Source organism: Kitasatospora sp. NPDC059817 (genome assembly GCF_042731835.1).
GTDB lineage: Bacteria > Actinomycetota > Actinomycetes > Streptomycetales > Streptomycetaceae > Kitasatospora.
The window spans coordinates 1-21,369 of record NZ_JBHWIR010000134.1 but is presented as its reverse complement, the minus strand read 5'-3'; the positions used below and the strand labels follow the sequence as shown (position 1 = coordinate 21,369).

17 protein-coding genes and 1 pseudogene are annotated in these 21,369 nt (G+C 69.7%); 8 read left to right on the top strand and 10 right to left on the bottom strand.

Features of this window, described 5'->3' with window-relative positions; genetic code table 11:
• Positions 1-84: 84 nt before the first annotated feature.
• Positions 85-629 (bottom strand): annotated as a pseudogene (locus tag ACFV61_RS25295) (IS5 family transposase); the annotation flags it as partial.
• Between the two features lie 252 nt (positions 630-881).
• Between ACFV61_RS25295 and ACFV61_RS25290 the strand changes: the two are divergent.
• From ACFV61_RS25290 to ACFV61_RS25280, 3 genes are all read left to right on the top strand, one after another.
• Positions 882-1,622 carry an SAVMC3_10250 family protein gene (locus tag ACFV61_RS25290; protein WP_380494028.1) on the top strand — a complete coding sequence of 247 codons (741 nt, stop codon included), beginning with the start codon at positions 882-884 and terminating at the stop codon, positions 1,620-1,622.
• Between the two features lie 64 nt (positions 1,623-1,686).
• The gene (locus ACFV61_RS25285; protein ID WP_380494026.1) at positions 1,687-3,825 is read left to right on the top strand and encodes an AIPR family protein; all 2,139 of its coding nucleotides are present in this window, start codon (positions 1,687-1,689) and stop codon (positions 3,823-3,825) included.
• Positions 3,815-5,155, top strand: coding sequence for a serine/threonine-protein kinase (locus ACFV61_RS25280; RefSeq protein WP_380494025.1), 1,341 nt, complete (start codon positions 3,815-3,817; stop codon positions 5,153-5,155). The genes ACFV61_RS25285 and ACFV61_RS25280 overlap by 11 nt, the downstream gene beginning before the upstream one ends.
• 61 nt (positions 5,156-5,216) lie before the next feature.
• Here the strand turns inward: ACFV61_RS25280 and ACFV61_RS25275 are convergent, their stop codons facing one another.
• Entirely contained in the window at positions 5,217-5,660 is a 444-nt protein-coding gene (locus ACFV61_RS25275; RefSeq protein ID WP_380494034.1) for a cytochrome P450, read from the bottom strand.
• Positions 5,661-5,823: 163 nt separating this feature from the next.
• Between ACFV61_RS25275 and ACFV61_RS25270 the strand changes: the two genes are divergently transcribed.
• On the top strand, positions 5,824-7,815 hold the full coding sequence (locus ACFV61_RS25270) for a S9 family peptidase (protein WP_380494023.1): 1,992 nt from the start codon (positions 5,824-5,826) through the stop codon (positions 7,813-7,815).
• A gap of 203 nt (positions 7,816-8,018) precedes the next feature.
• On the opposite strand, the gene ACFV61_RS25265 is transcribed toward ACFV61_RS25270, so the two are convergent.
• The 7 genes from ACFV61_RS25265 to ACFV61_RS25235 form a co-directional block, all read right to left on the bottom strand.
• Positions 8,019-10,265: a WD40 repeat domain-containing protein gene (locus tag ACFV61_RS25265; RefSeq protein WP_380494032.1), complete on the bottom strand. Its 2,247-nt coding sequence runs from the start codon at positions 10,263-10,265 to the stop codon at positions 8,019-8,021.
• 121 nt (positions 10,266-10,386) lie between these two features.
• Positions 10,387-11,346 (bottom strand): prolyl aminopeptidase, encoded by a 960-nt coding sequence (pip, locus tag ACFV61_RS25260; RefSeq protein ID WP_380371977.1) that lies wholly within the window; start codon positions 11,344-11,346, stop codon positions 10,387-10,389.
• Positions 11,347-11,441: 95 nt separating this feature from the next.
• Positions 11,442-11,954 carry a GNAT family N-acetyltransferase gene (locus ACFV61_RS25255; RefSeq protein WP_380494021.1) on the bottom strand — a complete coding sequence of 171 codons (513 nt, stop codon included), beginning with the start codon at positions 11,952-11,954 and terminating at the stop codon, positions 11,442-11,444.
• A gap of 116 nt (positions 11,955-12,070) precedes the next feature.
• Complete coding sequence (locus ACFV61_RS25250) at positions 12,071-13,885, bottom strand: endonuclease/exonuclease/phosphatase family protein (RefSeq protein ID WP_380494030.1); 1,815 nt, start codon at positions 13,883-13,885, stop codon at positions 12,071-12,073.
• A gap of 420 nt (positions 13,886-14,305) precedes the next feature.
• Positions 14,306-15,235 carry a Gfo/Idh/MocA family protein gene (locus ACFV61_RS25245; RefSeq protein ID WP_380494019.1) on the bottom strand — a complete coding sequence of 310 codons (930 nt, stop codon included), beginning with the start codon at positions 15,233-15,235 and terminating at the stop codon, positions 14,306-14,308.
• Between the two features lie 112 nt (positions 15,236-15,347).
• The gene (locus tag ACFV61_RS25240; protein ID WP_380344036.1) at positions 15,348-15,950 is read right to left on the bottom strand and encodes a response regulator; all 603 of its coding nucleotides are present in this window, start codon (positions 15,948-15,950) and stop codon (positions 15,348-15,350) included.
• Positions 15,925-17,145, bottom strand: coding sequence for a sensor histidine kinase (locus ACFV61_RS25235; protein ID WP_380494017.1), 1,221 nt, complete (start codon positions 17,143-17,145; stop codon positions 15,925-15,927). The genes ACFV61_RS25240 and ACFV61_RS25235 overlap by 26 nt, the downstream gene beginning before the upstream one ends.
• 369 nt (positions 17,146-17,514) lie before the next feature.
• Here ACFV61_RS25235 and ACFV61_RS25230 point away from each other — a divergent pair, with 369 nt between their 5' ends.
• Positions 17,515-18,153, top strand: a complete 639-nt coding sequence (locus ACFV61_RS25230; protein WP_380494015.1) for a hypothetical protein — start codon at positions 17,515-17,517, stop codon at positions 18,151-18,153.
• 32 nt (positions 18,154-18,185) lie between these two features.
• Positions 18,186-18,803: an RICIN domain-containing protein gene (locus ACFV61_RS25225; protein WP_380494014.1), complete on the top strand. Its 618-nt coding sequence runs from the start codon at positions 18,186-18,188 to the stop codon at positions 18,801-18,803.
• Between the two features lie 122 nt (positions 18,804-18,925).
• On the opposite strand, the gene ACFV61_RS25220 is transcribed toward ACFV61_RS25225, so the two are convergent.
• A complete protein-coding gene (locus ACFV61_RS25220) occupies positions 18,926-19,261 on the bottom strand; it encodes a hypothetical protein (RefSeq protein ID WP_380494012.1) in 336 nt (111 codons plus the stop codon).
• Between the two features lie 332 nt (positions 19,262-19,593).
• Between ACFV61_RS25220 and ACFV61_RS25215 the strand changes: the two genes are divergently transcribed.
• Together ACFV61_RS25215 and ACFV61_RS25210 are read left to right on the top strand one after the other, a co-directional pair.
• A complete protein-coding gene (locus ACFV61_RS25215; protein ID WP_380494010.1) occupies positions 19,594-20,748 on the top strand; it encodes a hypothetical protein in 1,155 nt (384 codons plus the stop codon).
• Positions 20,749-20,886: 138 nt separating this feature from the next.
• On the top strand, positions 20,887-21,210 hold the full coding sequence (locus ACFV61_RS25210) for a GMC oxidoreductase (protein ID WP_380494009.1): 324 nt from the start codon (positions 20,887-20,889) through the stop codon (positions 21,208-21,210).
• Positions 21,211-21,369 lie beyond the last annotated feature (159 nt).

The following is a 21,369-nucleotide window of genomic DNA, read 5'->3' as shown; positions in this document are numbered from 1 at the left end:
GCCGGCGGCGCGGTGTTGCGCGCTATTTCGGGGGCTTGTCAACACTGTAGCGGCCGGCAGGGGGGGGGCGGGGGACCCCCCCCCCCCCCCCCCGACCCTGGGTACTCGGATCGACTCCAGGACCGGTTCCAGGCGGGTGCAGTCGTTGGCGTTGCCGCCGGTCAGGACGAAGCCGAGCGGGCGGCCGCGTCCGTCGCAGGCCAGGTGGAGCTTGGTGCCCAGTCCTCCACGGGAGCGGCCGAGGGCGTGATCACCCGTTTCGTCCCGGTCGCGTGCCCCTTTTTACCGCCGGTGGCGTGCTGGTGGGCCCGCACGATCGTGGAGTCGACGGAGACCAGCCAGTCGATGTCCCCGGCCGCGTCCTTCTCGGCCTGTATCGCCTGCAGCATCCGCGAGAACGTGCCGTCCAGCGCCCACCTGCGGAAACGTGTGTAGAGGGTCTGCCAGGAGCCGTAGCGCTCCGGCACGTCCCGCCAGGACGTGCCGGTCCGCAGCTTCCACACGATCCCGTTCAGCACCACCCGGTCGTCCGAACGGGGCCGCCCCGCAGTCCCCGAACTCGGCAGGAACCGTGACAGCACAGCCCACTCGGCATCCGAAAGCTCATGACGACGCACCATGGCCGCCATGATCCCTCATCACTTGATCAGCTTTGAAGACGGGCCCTAGGGCCGGACACTAAGACCCCTGCGGCTTCCGGACCAGACCGCGGCGACGACAGGGCTGCCCTGGACGCGCAGGGACCGCCAGTGCGGTGCGGCTGGCCGACGGCTGTGGATTGGTCTCCTCCATCGCGTGGGACGGCATCGCCGTTAGTAGAAGATGGCAGGATGAGCGCAGGCGGATGCATCGCCGAGGAACAACGGAGCCGGGGGGCACCAGTGCGTGAGGTCATCTACTTGTCCGAGGGCAAGCTCAACGAGTTCCTGCCGGAACCTCGCCGAGTTCGCCCTGTCGTCAAACTGCGCGCGAGCGTGCCATTCGCCGGACTTGACGTGGAGACGCCTGCGCCGAACAACATGCAGGACCTGCGGCGCCATCTGAAGCAGGTAGAGAAGAAGATGGCCCGCCACGCGCTCCTGCACACGGACCCCAACCTTGAGCCGGGCCGCTGGGTCATGTTCGAGGCGCGGCTGAACTGGTTCACCCTTCGGGGCAGGTATCGGGATTTGGTGCTGTTCGTGGACTCGGAGCGTTCCCATGAAGCTGTCAGCACCCGCCGACTACTGTTGCACGGATCAGCACGGCACCTGCGCGGCAGCAAGCCGGTCCAGGTGGATGGCCCGACACTGGCCGGCCTCGAAGACGGAGGCAACAGCTCCGGAACCATCTTCGTCACCAATGCAGGTCATGTCGTCAACGCGCTGGCTTACAACCAAGATGTACCTGCTCTGGAGAGCACAGCGGATGAGGAAAACTCTCCCGAGCCGGCGGCCCCCCTTCACCGTCTTGGCGTCCGGGACCTCCTGGCGGCGCTGGACGCCGAGAGTACCGAGGTCAGCACCTCCGCTGTCGTGTCCGGTCTCGCCAGGGTCAGTGCTGTACTGCCGGAGACCGCCGGTGATCCTGGCTGCCTGGTGGCGAGCCCACTGATCGTGGAATACGTGAAGCAGCAGCCATAGTCTGCCGACGGTGTGGCACGCAACGACGCGCCGCACCGGATCGGTCCGGAGGAGGGAGGTCACGATGGAAGATCAGAACGAGGCGCTACAAGACGTGCCCCTGGAGGTCCGTCAGGTGCGCCATGCCCTGACCCAGGAATTCGCCAGCCTTCTGGACCTCAGCGACCTCCAGACTCTCGACCCGGACCAGCGCGAGCAGATCTTCCTGTCTCGGGCGCTAGCTGCAAAGGCCGGGATGCTAGTTGCAGATTGCACGGCGGCGGAGGCGGCGGCGTCTGTCACCGATGGAGCTGACGAACATGGCATCGACGCTGTGCTGGTCTCACCTGCGACCGCTGAGCTCTGGCTAGTTCAGTCGAAGTGGAGCAACCGGGCGACAGCCCGGTTGGACAGCACAGCTGTCCAGAAACTAATCCAGGGTCTTGAACGGCTTGTCAACCGGCAGTTCGACCGGTTCAACGCACGGTTCCACAGGCTAGTCGACCAGGTCAATGGGGTCATCAACGAGGAGGCTGGCCGGATTCACATCGTCCTCGCCGCCATGGGTGATGAAGGTCTTTCCCGCGATGGCCAGGACATTCTGAGCGAGACGGCGGCAGACTATAACCGCTTTGGGCAAATGCTCGACTTCCGAGTTCTGAGCGTCGCCGACTTCCACTCGGCGGCCCGGCAGGCATCCCGCCCCACCCCGGTCTCGGTAACTGCCACGTTGTCCGACGGCTGGCATATGAGTTCAACCCCGTATCAGACGTACGTCGGCACGGTGGCCGCTGGTGAGCCAGCCGAGTGGTACGGGCAGTACGGTGAACGGCTCTTCGACCAGAACGTGCGCTTCCCGCTGGGCCTAACCAATGTCAACGTTGCCATGATCGACAGCCTGATTGACAGTCCCCATGACTTCTGGTATTTCAACAATGGAATCACTGTGCTGTGCGACTCGGTCCGCGCCAAGTGGCTTGTAACCCGCCGTGCGCCAAGCCAGCCCGTCCGGCTGGAGTTGGTCAATGCTCGGGTTGTCAACGGCGCCCAGACAGTTGCCTCTCTTTACCATGTCTACAAGCGGGATCCGGATGCCGTCGCCGAGGCACTCATCTCTCTGCGAGTGATCTGCCTGGACGGAGCGCCGGCTGATCTGGCGCAACGGATTACCCGAGCGACCAATACGCAGAACAGTGTGGAGGCGCGGGACTTCGCTGCGCTCGATCCTCAGCAGGAGCTCATTCGCGATGATTTTTTCCTATCGCTGGGAAAGTCATACGTCCTCAAGCGGGGTGAGCCAGACCCAGCACCGGCCGCCGGGTGCAGCGTGGTCGAGGCAGCGCTTGCCCTTGCCTGCTCTTACCCTGACGCTTCGGTGGTCGCTCGCGTGCGGCAGGACAGTGACTTCCTGTGGCGGCGGGAATCCGGCGGGCTCTATACCCAGCTCTTCGGCAACCGCCCCAGCGCACTACAAATCTGGCGGTCCGTCAAGCTCATGCGCAGAGTCCGTGACGCACTTGCAGCCTTGGCCGAGAGCTTGGAGGGCCGCAACCGTGTAGTTGCCGACCAGGCCGACTTGCTGATTATTCACATTGCATTCCAGCTGATCGGCGTAGACGGCATTGACGATGCTGGTGACGACTGGGAGGCTCGGCTCGAACGTACGGTAGAGATGACCGGCGCCACGTTTACCGCTTTGCTTCGTCAACTGGATGCAAGTTATGGCCGATATGCCTTCCTCAATAGGACCTTCCGCAACGAGCAGAGCTGCCAACACCTGGTTACGGGTGTACTTCATTCCCTGGAGCAGGGCGTTGACCCGCAGCCCCCAATTCCGCGACGACTTAACCGCAGGCGGCGACCGAACACCGTTCCCCTGCTGGTGGAATTCGGTCGTATCAAGGACGGAACACAGCTGGTCTACCGGCCGAATGGCGAAGCAGAGCTAGAGGCGCTTCGCGGGTGGATGAGTGAGGCCCCCGAGCGTTATCTCGCCTCCTGGGTCAACGATGACCGCAGGCCCCTGATCTGGGCCGTGGACGGGCAGCGTTACTCTCCAAGTGCATTGGTGCTTCGGATCTGGGAGGAGGCTCAATGGGTCAATCAGCCTGTCGCAGTACAGGGCGTGAGGAGTTGGTATCTGCCGGGAGAGGGCACACTCGTCGATCTCGCGGACCAGCTCTTGGCCGAGACAGACACAGGCGACGGTCCTGGTGTGGAGTGACGGACGACTTCTCGGCGGGCGCTATGAACTGAGGCAGCGGCTTGGGTGCGGAGCTATGGGAGAAGTCTGGCTAGGGCATGATCACCAGTCGCAGCAATCCGTCGCGGTCAAGCTGGTCCACCGAGAGTTGCTGGACCCACGCCATCCAGAGGAAATGGTCCAGCGCTTCACGCGCGAGGCTGGTTTGCTTGCGCAGTTGAAACATCCCGGTATCCCGGCATTCCTCAATGCACGGGTGGGCCCCAGTGTCGACGAGCCGTATCTCGTGATGGATTACGTCCTCGGCCAGGATCTCGCCGAGGTCATCCGGGAGAGAAACTACCTGCCTGAACAGGAAGTTGTGGAAATCGCGGTCCAGATCTGCGATGTCCTTGAGTGCACTCATGCATTCCCCATCATCCATCGGGACCTCAAGCCCGCCAATATTATGCTGACCAGCCGCCAGCGGGTCATGGTACTCGATTTCGGCGTGGCCAGGATGTTCGGTACAAACCAAGCACGGCTCACCATGGGGAATAGGGTGCTCGGGACGGTCGCCTACATGCCGCCTGAACAGTGTGAGGGACGCGAAGTCAATCCACGAAGCGACTTGTACTCCCTGGCCTGCGTGCTCTACGAACTCCTCACGGGTACACCTCCATTTACCGGTGATGACGCTGCCAGGGTCATGTTTAAGCACCGGCACCAGCCACCTAACCCGGTGAGCCTGCTCCGTCCCGACGTCGACCCGATGCTGGAGCAGGCCATCATGGCCGGGCTGGCAAAGCAGGCGAGCAGCCGTCCAGCGTCCGCCCAGGAATTCCGGCAAATGCTCGGGACGTCGGGTACGCCCGGCGCCACAGTGCCAGCCCCTTCCGCCCGAGTCTCGTTGATGGCCGACACGATCCCCTCGATGGTTGGGCTTCTGCCAATCCACGTGAGGACCACGCAGGCCCAGGCGCTCTTCGACGAGGGCCTGATCGTTGACGCGCTGCCCCGGTTCGCCGGCCTCGCAGACGAGTTAGCAGCTCTGGGGCCCGAGCGCGCGGAGGAGGCCGCGCGCTGCCGTTTCAGACACGGATGCTGCCTGGCTCACCTGGGACATCATGAAGAGGCGCTGAAGCACCTCGTGGCCCTTTTAGAGGACCTACAGACATGCCGACTAGCTGGTGATCGCTTGTTTCTGGAGGTCCGATTCCATGTTGGTCAGCTGCGTCTCGACCTTGGGGATCAGCATGGCATCAGCGAGCTTGCCGAGGTCTACCAGGCATTGAAGACGGCCAATCGTTCGGCGGACACGGAATTCACCGCCGAGGTCAGTCGGGCATTGATCCGCGCCACACTGGGCTGAGCACGGGGCCAGCGCCGGCGCTGCGTGCGGCTTAGTCGGCAGGCTGGGGGCCAATTGTGGATCACTCGGCTGGGTGAACCTTGCCGGGGCAGCGTCCTCTTTCGGGAATCTGCGGCATGCCGCGCTCGCGCCGGTGGTGTCGTTGCCGCATGAGTGCGAGGACTGGGTCGGGGCGGACCTGTTGCCGGGCGGGCGGGTGTCTCAGGGTCCAGCGGGCCGTGATGGTGGCCAGGGCGAGGGTGGCCTCGGTCATCGCGAAGGCGTCGCCGATGCACTTGCGGGCGCCGGTGGCGAAGGGGGTGAAGGCGTTGCGGGGCGGTTGGGGGCACTTGAGGTCCCAGCGGTCGGGGTCCCAGCGGTCGGGGTCGAAGATCTCGGGATCGGCGTAGAGATCGGGCCGGCGGTGGATGAGGTACGGGCTGTAGGCGAGGTTGGTGCCGGTGGGGAGTGGCTGCCCGCCCAGGTGGGTGTCCTGGGTGACCGTGCGGGTGAGAAACCAGGCCAGGGGATACAGGCGGAGGGTCTCGGGCCGTCAGATCTCTCACTGATTCGGCGACAGTTGCCCTGCCCTGCCTTGCCTGGCCTGATTCTCCGAAACCCGACTGACACCGGCCCGTCCGTGCGACAGGATGTCCGTCCGTCGTACTGGCGAGTGAAAGGCAGTCCGCATGCCGCAGCCTGCACCGCGACCGACTCCCGAATCGACCGACCTGCTCACCGCGGAACTGGTGGTGGACATGGCCTCCCCCGTGGCCCCGGCCATCTCGTCCGACGGCCGCCTGGTCGCCTACGGCGTGGTCGCGAACAGTGGCAGGGACGGACGGCCGCACAACTCGGTCTGGGTCGCCGCCGCCGATGGCAGCGCGGCCCCGCGCAGGCTGACCGACGGCACGGCCCGCGCCGCCGCCCCGAAGTGGGCGCCGGACTCGGCTTTCCTGTTCTTCACCTCCGACCGCGAGGAGCGGGGCACCGCTCAACTCCAGCGGATCCTTCTGGACGGCAGCGAGGACAGCGCCGAGGCGGAGCCCCTGACCAGGTGGCGCGGGGGCATCGGCGACCACTACCCGCTCGCCGACGGCCGCACCGTCGCGCTGCTCGCCGAGGACGAGCCCACTCCGGAGGACGAACACCGGGAGGCCGAGGGTGACGACGCGAAGGTCTGGGGCTGGCACCTCCCCGCCACCCGGCTGCGCCTGCTCGACCTGGCGACCGGCGTGGTCCGCACCGTGGACGGCCTCGGAGACCGCCATGTCGTGGAGGTGGCCCAGCGTCCGGACGGCGGCCCGCTGGCCGTGCTGAGCTGGGCCACCCCCGAGCTCGACCCCGGCGTCACGACGGCAGGACTGCACCTGGTCGCCCCGGAGACGGGAGCCGTCCAGGACCTGGGCCCGGTCGGATTCGAGGCACAGTCCCCGGTCTGGTGGCATCACGACGGTGAATGGCATCTGGCCCACCTGGCGGTGACGCCCGGGCACTTGGTCGGCGCGCTCGCCGTGATCGACACCGTGCCGCCGGCGACCGGCCCGACCGTCGAACAGCGCAATCTCACGGCCGGCATGTCCGTCTGCCCCACCGAGCTGGTGCAGGTCGCCGACGGGCCGCCGCTGGCGCTGTTCGCCGACGGGCTGGACACCGCGCTGTACCGGCTCGATCCGCAGTCGCTGCGGTTCCGCCGACTGTCCTGCGCGCCCGGCACGCCAGGCACGTTCGGCACGCCCGGCACGCTCGCCGGGCTCACTGCGAGCCACTCCGGACAGACCCTCGCCGTGCTGATGAGCACCGCGCGCGAGCCCAGGAACGTCCACGCGGGACCCATGGGCGGGCCACTGCTCCGGCTCAGCGACACCAGTCCCGAACTGCGCGGGATCCGCTGGGGTGTCCAGGAACGGCTCAGCTACCAGGCGCCCGACGGACTCCAGTTGGACGGCCTGCTGATCCTGCCCGCCGGCCGGACTCGGGACCAGGGTCCGTTCCCGCTCGTCACCATGGTCCACGGCGGCCCTTACTTCCGCCATGCCGACGAGTTCGCGCTCACCGCGGTCGACTGCGGCCAGTGGCTGGCGACCGCCGGATACGCGGTCTTCCTGCCCAATCCCCGGGGCGGGTCGGGCCACGGCCAGGAATTCGCCGCCGTGGTGGCGGGCGCGGTGGGCGGCGACGAGTGGACCGACATCCTCGCCGGGATCGACCTGCTGGTCGCCGAGGGAGTCGCCGATCCCGAACGCCTGGGCATCTCCGGCTGGAGCCACGGCGGTTTCATGGCGGCCTGGGCCATCGGCCGGACCGAGCGCTTCAAGGCCGCCATGGTGGGCGCCGGCATCGCCGACTGGGGCATGCAGGCCGGAACCGGCGAGTGGGGAGTCATGGACGCGGCGCTCGGCGGCAGCACCGGCTGGATCGGGCCCGGACCGCACCTCCACGACCGGAACAGCCCGATCTCCTACGCGTCCCGGATCCGCACCCCGGTCCTGATCCTGCACGGCGAGCAGGACACCAACGTCCCACTCGGCCAGGCCGTCCACTTCCATCGCGCACTGCGCCACTTCGGCGTCGAGCACGAGTTCGTCGTCTACCCCCGAGAGGGCCACGGGCTTCACGAGCGCGCCCATCAACTCGACGCCCTCCGGCGCATCCGCACCTGGTACGACCGCTGGCTGTAGGACCGTCAGCACGGGGACGAACGCCAGCGGTCGGCACCGGCGGTCGGCGACGAGACGGACTTCGCCGAGCTGGCTGCCGGAAGCGGTTGTGCACGGTCGACCAGGCACCGAACTCACACGGCATCTCCCGCCACTGCCCCCACGCCCCTCGGGGGACCGTCTCCCAAGTGGCTCGTACTGCGAGCCGCTTGTGCGGGGCCCGGTCAGCGGCGGGCCAACACCGCGACCTCCCAGCCGAAGCCCACCACCAACCGGCCATCCGGTACCACGGCCACCGCCCAGACCCGCAGTGGGAACACCAGCTCCGGCCCGACCTGGTCGCCGGTGGTCAGGTCCCAGACCCGCACCGTACAGTCGTCGCCGCCGGTGACCGCCACGGGGCGGCCCTCGACCACCGCCGTCGCCACCGCGTTCACCTCACCGGTGTGGCCGGTGAAGGGTTGGCCGATCCGCTGGACGGTGGTCAGGTCCCAGACCCGCACCGTACAGTCGTCGCCGCCGGTGACCGCCACGGGGCGGCCCTCGACCACCGCCGTCGCCACCGCCAGCACGCAGTCGGTGTGGCCGGTCAGGGGCTCGCCGATCTGCTCGCGCGTGGTCAGGTCCCAGACCAGTACCGTGCCGTCGTCGCCGCCGGTGATCGCCAGGGGGCGGCCCTCGACCACCGCCGTCGCCACCGCGTTCACCTCGCCGGTGTGGCCCGTCAGGGGCTCACCGACCTGCTGACCCGAAGGCAGGTCCCAGACCCGTACGTCATCGAAGCCGCCGGTGATCGCTACAGGGCGGCCGTCGACCACCCCCGTCGCCACCGCGTTCACCCCCTCCTCGTGGCCGGTGGGCGGCTCGCTGATCTGCTCGCGCGTGGTCAGGTCCCATACCCGCAGGGTTTCATCGTGGCTGCCGGTGACCGCGACGGGGCGGCCGTCGACCACCGCCGTCGCCACCGCCCACACCCAGCCGTCCCGGTCGGTGAGGTGACGGCCGATATGGCGACCAGCGGTCAGATCCCAGACCCGCACGGTCTGGTCAGAACTGCCGGTGACCGCGACGGGGCGGCCCTCGACCACCGCCGTCGCCACCGTGCCCACCTCGCCGGTGTGGCCGGTGAGCGGCTCACCCACCTGGCCGCCCGAGGCCAGGTCCCACACCCGCACCATCCCGTCCTGACTGCCGGCGATCACGTGGGGACGGCCGTCCAGCACCGCCGTCGCCATCGCCCGTACCTTGTCGGTATGGCCGCGCACCGGCTCGCCGAGCGGCTTGCCCGTGGCCGGATCCCACACCTGGAGCGTCCAGTCCTCGCCTCCGCTGACGATGCAGGGACGGCCTTCGATCGTGGTCGTGACCACCGACAACACCCATCCGTCGTGACCGGTGAGAGGTCGGCCGAGCTGCCGGCCGGTGGCCAGGTCCCACACCCGCACGGTCTCGTCGTGGCCACCGGTGACCGCCACGGGACGGCCGTCGAGCACCCCCGTCGCCACCGCTCGTACCGCCTCCTCGTGGCCGGTGAGCGGCTCGCCGATCTGCTCGCGGGTGGTCAGGTCCCACACTCGCGCGGTCCCGTCGTGGCTGCCGGTGACCGCGACGGGACGGCCGTCGAGCACCGCCGTCGCCACCGAGTACACAGCAGAGGTGTGGCCGGTGAGCGGCTCGCCGATCTGCTCGCGCGTGGCCAGGTCCCACACCCGCACGTCGCCGCTGCCGGTGACCGCGACGGGACGGCCGTCGAGCACCGCCGTCGCCACAGCCAACACCCCGGCTGTGTGGCCGGTGAGGGGTTGGCCGATCTGCTCGCGCGTGGTCAGGTCCCACACCCGCACGGTCCGGTCAGCACTGCCGGTGAGCGCCACGGGGCGGCCGTCGAGCACCGCCGTCGCCACCGCGCACACCTCGCCGGTGTGGGCGGTGAGGGGTTTGCCGATCTGCTGGCCGGTGGTCAGGTCCCATACCCGCACGGTCCGCTCGGAACTGCCGGTGACCGCCGAGGAACTCCCGGCGACCGCCAAGGAACTGCCGGTGACCGCCACGGGGCGGCCGTCGACCAGGGCCGTCGCGACCGCCAGCAACGCATCGGTAGTGTGGACGGTCGGAATACGACGCCGGGACCGGTCGAGCTGGCCGCCGGTGGCCCACTCGACGCCCCACGGTGCGGCGGGTTCGTCCTCCACCGGTACTGCGGTGATCCGTGCCGACAGCTCCCGGTCCCCGTAACGGGCCGCGTCCAGCGCCAGCAGCTGTCGGCGCACCCCCGCAGTGACGTCACGATGCAGGTCTGTCGAGGCCCGGTACACCGACGCGGCCAACCGCGCCGCCGGGCCCGACGCCGCGTCCAGCAACGCCAGTACCGATCCCGGGTCCGCGTTCACCAGGAACCCCGGATCGGCCAACCGCCCAACGGCCACGGCGGATTCAGCACGCGGGCGAATGCCCCGCAGATTATCGGACATGACCGGCACACTAGCCGCACCCGGCAACACGGCACCGCAGAAGGTGCGACCGCCAGACCCCGCCTACAGATGGGCAGGGCGACGCCCCCGACGGGCGTCGCCCTGCCGGGCACCCCGGGGATCAGCGGTGCTTGAACTCCTCGATGGCCTCCCGGACGGTCTCCTTCATCTCCTCGCTGCCGATGTGCCCCGAGTCCTCGGAGATGTGCAGCCGCGCGCCCGGCCACGCCTTCGCCAGCTCCCACGCCGTCTGCACCGGGCCGCCCATGTCGTGCCGGCCGTGCACCAGCACCGCCGGGATCCCGGCCAGTTTGTGGGCGTTGCGCAGCAGTTGGTCCTCCTCCAGCCATGCGCCGTTGCTGAAGAAGTGGGCGCAGATCCGGACGAACGCGATCTGCGCGTCGACCTCCCGGGCGCTGTACATGCCGGGCGAGCCGTTGGGCTCGTTCGAGATGACCGCGTCCTCCCAGGCGAGCCAGTCGGCGGCGGCCTTCTCCCGGACCGCCCGGTCGGGGTTCTCCATCAGCCGCGCGTAGGCGGCGAGCAGGTCGCCGTCCCGCTCGTCCTCGGGCACGCCCTCGCGGAACCGGTCCCACGCCTCGGGGTAGAAGGACCCGGCACCCCGGTAGAGCCAGTCGGTCTCGGCCCGGCGGGTCGTCGTCACCGCCTGGATGATGATCTCGCTGACCCGCTCGGGGTGCTGCTGCGCGTAGGCCAGCAGGAGGGTCGAACCCCAGGATGCGCCGTTCAGCAACCACCGCTCGATGCCGAGGTGTTCGCGCAGCCGCTCCATGTCGTCGATCAGGTGCTGCGTGGTGTTCAGGCTCATGTCCGCCGCCGGGTCGCTGGCGTGCGGGGTGCTGCGTCCGCAGTTGCGCTGGTCGTAGCGGATCACGCGGTAGCAGTCCGGGTCCCACGCCCGGGTGGGCCGGTCCGGCGTCCCCGCCCCGGGGCCGCCGTGGACGTACAGGACGGGCTTGCCCTCGGGGTTGCCGAGCTGCTCGTAGTAGACCCGGTTGCCGTCTCCGGTGTCGAGGAAACCGTGGCCGTAGGGACTCGTCGGAGGATAGAGATCAACCATGACCGTCGATCCTAGGGCGCGGGCGCGCTCGGGGCCCGCGCTTTTCCGCCCAACCTGCTTCGTGGGAACGGACGTTCGGCCGACCTCGGGGCGTTTCAGTCCAGTGGGAGGGCCATCTCCAGGATGCGGGCCTGCGGGTCGAGCCCGTACGGGGTCTCTCCGCCGGTGTAGGTGAAGCCCCGGCGCAGGTAGAAGGCGGCGGCGCGGGCGTTCGCCTCGTGCACGCCGAGCAGCATCCGCTTGGCGCCGCCCTCGGTGCGGGCCCAGTCGGTGGCGGCGTCCAACAGGGCGTCCGTCACGCCGCGTTCGCGGCCGCGGTGTTCCGGGGCCACCCAGACGCCGATCAGGACGGCGGTCGCGGCCTGGTCCCGGTCGGGGACGGACAGCATCGTGCCGACCCATTCGCCGTCCGGGTCGACGGCCGCCAGGCCGACGCTGCCCGGCTCGTTCACCCGGGCCGCCCGGGCCCGCCAGTCGGCCTCGCCCAGGGCCTGCGCGGCCTCGTGGGTCTCGCCGAACGCCATCGGGAAGTCGAGGAGTTGGGCCAGCCGCACCTTCCGCAGGCGCTGCCAGTCCTCGGCTCCCATCCGCTCGATCCGGTACCGCATGTTCTCCGACCCCCACTGCCGCAGCTGCCTTCGCCGACGGTGGTCACCTCCGGCGAAGGCAGCATAGCTGCAGGTCAGGGTCCGATGCGGACCGGTCAGGACCTGATGCGGAACGGTCAGGGCTTGATGCGGACCACCTGCGGGTCGTGGTCGCTGGCCTGCTGGGCGAACTCGGCGTTGATGTGCACCACGTCGTACTTGGCGTAGCCGACCTCGGGGCTGACCAGGATGTGGTCCAGCACCTGCGAGTTGCCCTGGTAGACGTACGAGTACTGCTCGGTCTCCGGCAGTTCGTTCACCAGGTCGCGCAGCACGCCGTCCTTGGTGAGCGCGGCCAGCGCGGGCGAGAACTGGTAGTCGTTGAAGTCGCCGAGCGAGACGACGCGCGCCTCCTTGTCGGCGGCCAGCAGCTTGGCGACGAAGGCCTGCTCGATGGTGGCCTGCTTGACCCGCTGCACCTCGGAGCTGCGGGTGGGGGCCTGGAAGCGGCTGTCGATGCCCTGGTCGCCGCCCTTGCTGTTGAAGTGGTTGGCGATGACGAAGACCTTCTTGCCGCGGAAGGAGAACTGCCCGACCAGCGGCTTGCGGCTGTTGGTCCACGCGTCGTCGGCCGGGGCGATCCGGCCGGGCGAGGCGGTCAGCGCGGTGGTGGCGCCGCTGCCGGCGACGTCCACGGCGCTGGTGGCGGCGCCACCGGGGATGTCGGTGAAGGAGACCCGCTGCGGGTTGAACAGGAACACCTGCCGGATGTTGCCGCCCGGCTCGCCGCCGTCCTTGCCGTCCTGCGGGTCGATCGAGCGCCAGTCGTACGCCGGGCCGCCGGCCGCCTTGATCGCGGCGATGAACTTGGCGACGGTCTGGCTCGCGTCGACCGTGCCGTCGTTCTTGGCGCCGTTGTTGTCCTGGATCTCCTCCAGGGCGACGATGTCGGGCGAACGCAGGTTGGTGACGATGCCCTGGGCCAGCTCGGCGAACTTGGCGTCCGGGTTGCCGGGGGCGAGGTTCTCCACGTTGTAGGTGGCGATGGCGAGTTCGCGGTCGGCCGCCTTGGCGGTGACCTCGCGCTGGAGGTGGTTGTCCTGGAGCGTGCCCAGGGTGCCGGCGACGAGGGTGTAGCCGCCGAACTGGTTGTAGTCCAGCGGGCCGGTGGTGGTGCCGGTCAGCACGTCGCCCACGTTGGCCACCGGGAACGGCTGCTGCGGGGTGACCGCCGCCTGCTGCTGGACCATCAGGCGGCCCACGTTGGGCTCCGCGTACGACTCGTACAGCACGCCGCCGCGCTTGCTGCGCTGGTCCTGCCGGTCGGCGGCGACCCACAGCTCGTTGTACTTGTCCGTCGCCTGTATCACCCGGACGTCCTTGACCTGGACGAGCATGCCCTCCAGCGACTCGTAGAAGTCCAGGGCGTACTTCTCCGGGTTGAGCGGCAGCGCGTCGATGTTGCCGCCCGCGGGCGCCGGCGGGGCGTAGGTGCCGGGGATGTTGCGGGTGTCCACGACCACCGGGGCCGGCAGCGGGTTGCCGGAGGACAGCACGGTGACGGCGGGGCCGGTGAGCTCGGTGACGGACTGCGAGCCGCCCGCGAAGGCCGGGTAGTACTCGGTGACCTTGCCGCTGACCAGGACCGAGTCGCCGGCCTTCACGGTCGGGTTGCCGCCGGTGTAGACGAAGACGCCCTCGCTGGTGGCCGGGTCGGCGTCGGGGTTCGGGTCCTGCATCCAGAAGCCCTTGGCGCTGCCGTAGGCGCGCACGCCGGTGACGACGCCGGGCACGCCGGTGACGGGCTTCCCGGCCTGCGGGGAGATCCGGGTGGTGCCCTGGATGTCGTGGATGCGCAGCGGTCCGGCCTCGGTCGGCCCGGCCGGGGCGGCGGCGGTGGGCGCGGCGTTCGCGGCGTTCGTGGCGGCGGGCGCGGCGTTCGCGGCCGGCAGCGGGACGAGCACCAGCGAGGCGGCCAGTCCGGCCGGGAGGATCGCGGCGCGCAGCAGGGCCCGGCGGGGGCGGGGAGCGGGGGCGGTGGTCACCGGGGCATGACTCCTAGCTCCGTCGTGCGGCACGGTCGTGGCACGGCGGTCGAGGGTGGAGCGGGGCACAGGGCGTCGTCCACCCGGCGGGTCTGCGGCCGCCGGGCCGTGACGCATGGTCAGGCGGCGTGCCCATGGCACGCGCTACCCGCGTAGATGAAGCGGAAGCCGGTCACCCGCCCCCCGCAGCGACCCCAAGATACGCGCGTAGAAAATGACGCGACAAGACCCCGTCAGTGAACTTCTGGTTCCGCTCCGACGCCCGCCCCGGCCCCTGCTCCTGCCCTCGCCCCTACCCCCGCTCCTTCAGGCCGCCTCGACGCCCCCTCAGCCCGCCTCGATCCGCTCGACGATCAGCTCGCACAGCTCGTGGGTGCGCAGGGCGTCGTGCGCGTCCACGGTCTTGCCAGCCCGGACGGCATCCAGGAAGGACTGGACGCACTGCTCGATGCCGCGCTGGCGGGCGACGGACACCCAGTCGCCGCGCCGGCGGACGGTGGGCTGGCCGCGGTGGTCGATCACCTCGGCGAGGTTGTGCACCGCCCGCTTGGAGTCGGCGCCGGAGACCTCCAGGATCTCCTCCGTCGAGCCGGAGAGCCGGTTCATGATGCCGAGCGCCGTGAAGCCGTCCCCGCCGAGGGTCAGGACGACGTGCTCGACCAGCCCGTCCCGGACGCGGGCCCGGACGTCCACCTGCTCGATCTCGCCGGGGGCCAGGAAGCGCAGGGTGTCGACGACGTGGATGAAGTCGTCGAACACCAGGGAGCGGGCGGCCTCGGCGAGGCCCTCGCGGTTCTTCTGCAGGACGATCAGGTCGCGGGGGCGCTCCTTGGCCTGGGCGTAGCCGGGCGCGTACCGGCGGTTGAAGCCGACCATCAGCGAGCGGCCCGTCCGGTCGGCGAGGTCGACGAGCCGGCGGGCGCCGTCCACGGTGTAGTCGAGCGGCTTGTCCACGTAGACGTCGACACCGGCCGTCAGCAGCTGCTCCACGATCGGGACGTGCTGGCTGGTCGCGGCGTGCACGAACGCCGCCCGGATCCCGCTCCCGATCAACTCCCCGAGATCGGTGAAGCGGTGCTCTGGCGCGATCCGGTGGACGTCGCCGAGGCGATCGAGCTTGGCCCGGTCCCGGGTCATCAACCGCAGGTCGAGGCCCGGCATCGCTCCGAGGACGGGCAGGTACGCCTTCTGGGCGATGTCACCGAGGCCGATGACCCCGACCGGGAGCAGGGTGTCGGGAACAGCGGTCGAACTCATGAGGTCTCCAGTGGTGCGCTCGGTCATCGGCCGTACCCACCCTATTCACCAGCTCCCGTACGCCACCAACCCGTCGCCAGTGGGGCGGGACGCGAGTACACCTCGTTCAGGATCAGATCCACCCTTCTTCCCAGGCACGGCGAGCCGCTTCGTGGCGGGTGCGGACAGCGAGTTTGGTGATGGCACCGGAGAGGTAGTTGCGGACGGTGCCGGGAGCGAGATGGTGCTGTTCGGCGAGGGCGCTGACGGCGTGGCCGTGGTGGACGGCACGCAGGACATCGAGTTCGCGGGGGGTCAGAGGACAGGGGGTTTCGGTGAGGGCGTGGGTGGCGAGCTGGTGGTCGATGTAGCGGCCGCCGGTGTGGATGTCGCGCAGGATGTCGGCCAGTTGGGTGGCGGGAGTGGTTTTGGGGACAAAGCCCTGGATGCCTGCGGCCAGAGCGCGACGCAGGACGCCGGGCCGGGCGTGACGCGTGACGAGGACAGTGGGGATGGGGCGGTGGCGGCGGATCTCCTGGGCAGCGGAGATGCCGTCGAGGTGGGGCATCTCCAGGTCCAACAGGGCGATGTCGATCGGGTGACGGGCGGCGGCCTGGACTGCCGTGAGGCCGTCAGGAGCCTGGGCGGTGACGGTCAGGTCCGGTTCGAGGTCGAGGAGTGCGGCGAGGGCGCCGCGGGTGAGGTCTTCGTCATCGGCGAGCAGGATGCGAATCACGCGGGGTCTCCCGGTGGGTGTGGCCGACCAGTTCGAAGTGGCCGCCGGGGTGGGTGGCGATGCGAATGTAACCGCCGATGGCGTGGAAGCGTTCCTGCAGTCCGGCCAGGCCGCTGCCGGGGTCCGCAGGGTGCGACGGGGCACCGTCGTTGCGCAGCAGGACGCGGGCCTGACCCGCGGCAGCGGTGATGGTGATCTGGCAGTGGCGGGCACGGCTGTGGCGGAGGATGTTGGTGATGCCTTCGCGGACCAAGGCGGCGAAGGCCGGCTGGAGCTGGTGAGGGATGCGTGCGGCGTCTCCGTCGATCGCGGTGCGGATTCCGGCGGCTTCCAGGATTCCCGCGGCGTTGGCCAGTTCGCTACTCAGGCTGGCGCGCCGGTAGCCGTGGACCACGGCCCGGGACTCCTCGAGTGCGGAGCGAGCCAGTTCGGTGATCTCCCGGACGTGCGCGCGCGCCTCGTGGTCACTGCGGCCGATCAATCGCTCGGCCAACTCGCCCTTGAGTGTGATGGCCTGGAGCCGGTGGCCCTGGAGATCGTGCAGATCTGCGGCGAACCGCAGCCTCTCCTCCGCCACGGCCAGGGTGGCCGTGGTCTCGCGGACGTGTTCGGCCTCCAGGACCGCCCGCCACAGCCGGGCCACCATCAACTCCACCCCGGCGATGAACAGCACCATCCCCGCACCGGTCGCCGCCGGCACCCCGGGCAGGTAGGGGTTGTCCTGGCGCCACTGCGCCACTGCCTCACCCAGCACCGCACAGCCCAGCGCGACTGTCGTGAGCAGCCGGCGGCGCGCCCGGGCGGGCAGGGTCAGGGCCATCGCCGCTGCCATGGCCCCCGGCAGCATGGCCCAGTCGAGTGCGGTGTACGGACGGACCGCCATGTCGCCCCACGTCGCGATCGCTGCGGCCAGCAGCAGGAGGCTCCACCGTCCCTCGGCGGTGGCGGAGCCATGGCGGGGGCCCTGGCCGGCGAGGCCACCCGGCACCGCCCGGCGGATGAGCCGAGTGTGCTGGACCGCGACGGCGACGAGCACCGGAGCGACCAGTGCCTGGTGTCCGGGGCCGAGGTTGAAGACGAGGTCGTTCGCGGCCAGCAACAGCCATAGGGGCCCCAGAGCGAGCAACGTCCAGTGGGTGAGACGGCCCAGCCGCCCCGGATCGACCGTACCGGACCCCATAGGTGAGGTGATCATGTCCGGCCACCCTAGAGTCAGCCTCGGCTCGCTGTCTGCGACCGAACCAACCAAAAGATGACAGTTGTCATAGGCGAACCATGACACGGCCCGCCCGACTCATGTCATCAGCCACTACTGGCGACCGGTGCGCCACGACAAGACTCTTCATCACCGGACCACGGAGGTATCACGGTCCGGGCGCCTACCGGCCCCGGCCAGTGCGAACCCACACCACACGATCTCCGAGGAGCCTCCGGACAAGGGTCCTGCCGCAAGGCCCGAAGCATCCACAAGGACGCATGCGCACCAGCAGTCCGCACGTACCCCTGCACGAGGCGCGCGCACGCACGCCTCGTCCTTGTTTCCGCGCCCGCTGGAGGAGCACAGATGACCACCACCCGCAAGCCGCGCCGGCGCACCCTCGCGGCCTCGGCCACCACCGCCATCGCGGTGGGCCTGTTAAGCCTTGGCGCCGCCCCCGCCGCCCACGCCGACACCCTCCCGACCCTCTGCAACCCCGCTGTGGACCGCGCCACCACGGAACCCTTCAACGTGCAGATCACCCCCACCGTCACCGACTTCCTCATCTACAACGTCGCCCCGGGCACCACCGGACAGCACACCGACACCCTGACCAGGGTCAGCTCGGTGACCACCACCGTCGACAACAAGACCGAGATCACCGCCACCGCGAGCGCGCTGTTCGCCAAGGTCGAGGTCAAGGTCGGCTTCTCGGTCCAGAAGACCACCTCCAGCACCACCAGCCAGACCGTGAGCGACGTCTGGAACCTCAAGGACCCCGGGCGCTACGGCCTCTACCGCGGCACCAGGGTCGTCACCGGCCAGTACGTCAACCGCATCTGCGCCCAGACCGGCCCCACCACCGGCATCTGGGTCACCACCCAGCCCACCCCCGGGACGTTCACCACCTACGAGTCCCCGGAGATCGGCTCGGTCGGCTGCGCCCCCGCCGAACCGGCCGCCACCGTGCGCCGGACCGCCCAACTTCTCATCAGCAACTGCTGACCGTGCCCACCGATCTGACGACGGAGGAACCCGTGACAAACCCGCTGCTCAACGCCACCACCCGCCGGGGCACGGCGCTGCGCGCCCTCGGCGCCGCCGCCCTCGCCTCGCTGGCCGGCCTCACCCTGCTCGCCGGCCCCGCGTCGGCCGCGACCCAGGGGCTGGCGTCGAGCGAGTGGCACGGCTACGTCTGCGACGACGGCTACTACCGGATCAAGACGCCGTTCGGACAACTCGTGGAGAAGAACATGGCCAGCTCCTGGGGGCAGGTCATCCAGAACCCCGACACCGGTGGCTACAACCAGCAGTGGAAGCTGTGCCACTACAACTCCGACAACCAGTCCTTCATCTTCCGCAGCCGGCTGAACGAGGACGACTGCCTGGGCCACTGGAAACGGAACCCGAACGACCCGAACGAGGGGAACAGCGACGGCGCCCCCTTCAACGTGTTCGACTGCTCGGGGTGGATCTACGGCAACCAGATCTTCTCGCTGATCCACCCCTCACCCGGCTCCAGCGAGGTGCTGCTCCGGATCGGGCACAGCGGGAGCTTTGGCACCGTCGCCGACCCGGCCGGCTCCGCAGGTTCGGCCGTGAACCAGTACTCCTACCGGGCGACCCTGTTCACGTTGGAGCACCTCGCCGCGTGACGGCCCCCGCCCCACCCCGGGGCCAAGCTGTGCCTGCGGTCGAGAACCGAGGCGGCGCTCGTCTCCACCCTGCACGCCGAGGAGTTGGCGGGCGGGACGACCTGGATGCTGGGCGCCGCCGACTAAGCCCGCACACGCACAACGACGCCGGGCCCGTACGGGAGGAGATCCCGTACGGGCCCGGCGCCGTGCCGTCCGCGGGCCGGCGGGCGGCCGGGTCGGCGGCTCAGGGGATGAGGGCGCCGACCCCTTCGACCAGCAGCATCCAGGTGGGCGGTGTCGCGGGTACCGATGGCGATCTGCGGGTCCGGCTCGCTGCCCGGGTCCCGCTCCAGGACGGCGGTGGGGATCCGCTCCCCGGAGACGGTCACCCGGTCCTGGCCGTCGACGCGGACGGTGATCTCGCCGAACAGGGTGTCCTCGGTGGTGAAGGGGGCGGGCGCCGGAAGGTCGGTCATCTGTGATTCCTTTGGTGGGTCGTAACTCCGGTCTTCCGGAAGAGAATTAGCGGGCCGGGGTGATTCTCTCATTCGGCGGAGAGGGATTCACCCTATGGTGGGTGCCAGTTGACTTCCCGCCGGCTCGCGGTGGAAAGCACGGCGGTCGAGCAGTTCCCGGTGGGCACGACGATCCCGGCAGGCCGGCTCCGCACGCCCCACCAGTCACTGCTGGATCTTCCAACTCTCCTCTACCACTTAATAGTTGTTCCAACCAATGGCAATGGAATCCCCTAGGCTTCGATCCACCCGGTGCCCGGCGCGGCGCACCGGACGACACAGGGGAGGACATGATGAGGAGCCCGGCAAGCGCGTTACGGCGTGGATCCCGCTGGACCGTCTCGGCGGCGACGGCGGTGGCCCTGCTGCTCGGTGGGGCGGGTGTCTCGGGGGCCTCGGGGGCGGCCCCCTCCGGCGTTCCCGACGGCCCCGTCTCCGGCGTTCCGGGGGCCGTCCGGCTCGCGGAGTTCACCTGGGAGAAGGTCACCGAGGCGGTCAGTGCGGACGGCCGCACGGTCTACCTCGTGCTGACGGACGTGGTCGGCGGGCGCCAGGGCGTGTACCTGTCCACCGTCGACACGCAGACCGGCACGGTGAGGGCCCGCCTCCCGCTCGGCGACCCGGCACCCTACGGGCGGCCGGCCCTCAGCCCGGACGGCGACCGGCTGTACGTCGGAGTCGGCTCCGCCGTCTACGTCATCGACACCGCGACCAACACGGTCAAGGCCCGCGTCGCCGCGCCGGCGCAGCAGCTCCCGGCGGGCTGGACCCCGGGCGCGGCGACCAGTCTGGCCACCGACCCGGACGGCGAGACCCTCTACGTCGGCCAGTCCGGGCCCTCGGGCCCCGCCGGGCAGGAGGAGCCTGGCCGGATCCTGGAATTCTCCACCGGCGACCAGGAGTTCATCGACCAGACGGCGGTCACCGCCCACACGGTCAACGATCTCGCCGTCCTGCCCGACGGGAGCTCCCTCTACGCGGGCACGAACCTCGACCTGCTGCGCCTCGACATCAGGACCGGGCTCGGCACCGCCAAGGTCGTCGACCCCGGCGCCAAGGACGAGCTGGCGCTCTCCCCCGACGGCTCCTTCCTGCTCGCGCTCGGGTCGGTCCGCACCTACTCCGTGGGCATCGGGCTCGACACGGGCACGGACAAGGTGCGCTACCTCATGAAGTACGGCTCCGGCTACTTCGAGTACCACCACCCGGCGATGAACACCGACGGCAGCCGCGTCTACCTGCTCGGCGGCCCCTCCTACACCATCCCCGTCCCGCTGTACACGCTCGTGCCGGGCGAGAACCGGTTCGACCAGAGCGTGCGCCTCTCCGTCCCCGAGACGTACATCCACGCCCTCGCCACCGGGCCGGACGGCCACTCGCTGTACGTCGCCGGCTGCCAGTACTCCGACTCGGCGAAGGGCTGCTTCCTGCGAACCCTGCAGATCTGACGCCGCGCCGGTCCGAGCGCGCGGGCGGCCCGTACGAGCACCTGCTCGCACGGGCCGCCGCCGTTTCGCGCGGCGGTTGACCTCAACTGGCCCACCACCACCGCCGGTACGACCCAGTCCACCACGGCGATCAACGGGGTGCTGAGCCAGCTCAACGCCGTCGCCCCCGGCTCGTCGACCAGCTTCACCAGTCCCGGCTGGACCTCGCACTCGCTCGGCGGCGTGCCGCTCGGCGTCGCGACGGACTCCGGCGGACAGCTGAAGAACTACCCGAACCTGTTCGTGGTGGACGGCTCGCTGTTCCCCGGCGGCGGGCTCCAGGCGACCCCGCCGGCGCTCACCATCACCGCGCCGGCCGACCGCCTGATACCCGGCATCGCCGGCTCGGCGATGGTCACCGCCTCCTCCTCGGCCGCCGCGGGCATGGCATCCGCGGCCGCCTCCGACACCTCCCTGCGGTAAGGACGCGTCGTCAAAACCCCACCCGCGTGACGGCATTGGACACGCACCCTGAGACTGGTCCGCAAGGCGCCCCGTGCCCCCGCTGGATACGCGGGCCCGGGGGGCCGCCGCCCGGAAGACGCCGCGGCAGCACCCCGGCGGGCGGGGGGCCCGGATCGG

Excerpts from the sequence above, each read along its gene's own strand:
- ACFV61_RS25285 (WP_380494026.1), top strand. The coding sequence starts at position 1,687 with ATGGAAGATCAGAACGAGGCGCTACAAGACGTGCCCCTGGAGGTCCGT.
- ACFV61_RS25270 (WP_380494023.1), top strand. The coding sequence starts at position 5,824 with ATGCCGCAGCCTGCACCGCGACCGACTCCCGAATCGACCGACCTGCTC.
- ACFV61_RS25265 (WP_380494032.1), bottom strand. The coding sequence starts at position 10,265 with ATGTCCGATAATCTGCGGGGCATTCGCCCGCGTGCTGAATCCGCCGTG.
- pip (WP_380371977.1), bottom strand. The coding sequence starts at position 11,346 with ATGGTTGATCTCTATCCTCCGACGAGTCCCTACGGCCACGGTTTCCTC.
- ACFV61_RS25255 (WP_380494021.1), bottom strand. The coding sequence starts at position 11,954 with ATGCGGTACCGGATCGAGCGGATGGGAGCCGAGGACTGGCAGCGCCTG.
- ACFV61_RS25245 (WP_380494019.1), bottom strand. The coding sequence starts at position 15,235 with ATGAGTTCGACCGCTGTTCCCGACACCCTGCTCCCGGTCGGGGTCATC.
- ACFV61_RS25235 (WP_380494017.1), bottom strand. The coding sequence starts at position 17,145 with ATGATCACCTCACCTATGGGGTCCGGTACGGTCGATCCGGGGCGGCTG.
- ACFV61_RS25230 (WP_380494015.1), top strand. The coding sequence starts at position 17,515 with ATGACCACCACCCGCAAGCCGCGCCGGCGCACCCTCGCGGCCTCGGCC.
- ACFV61_RS25220 (WP_380494012.1), bottom strand. The coding sequence starts at position 19,261 with ATGACCGACCTTCCGGCGCCCGCCCCCTTCACCACCGAGGACACCCTG.
- ACFV61_RS25215 (WP_380494010.1), top strand. The coding sequence starts at position 19,594 with ATGAGGAGCCCGGCAAGCGCGTTACGGCGTGGATCCCGCTGGACCGTC.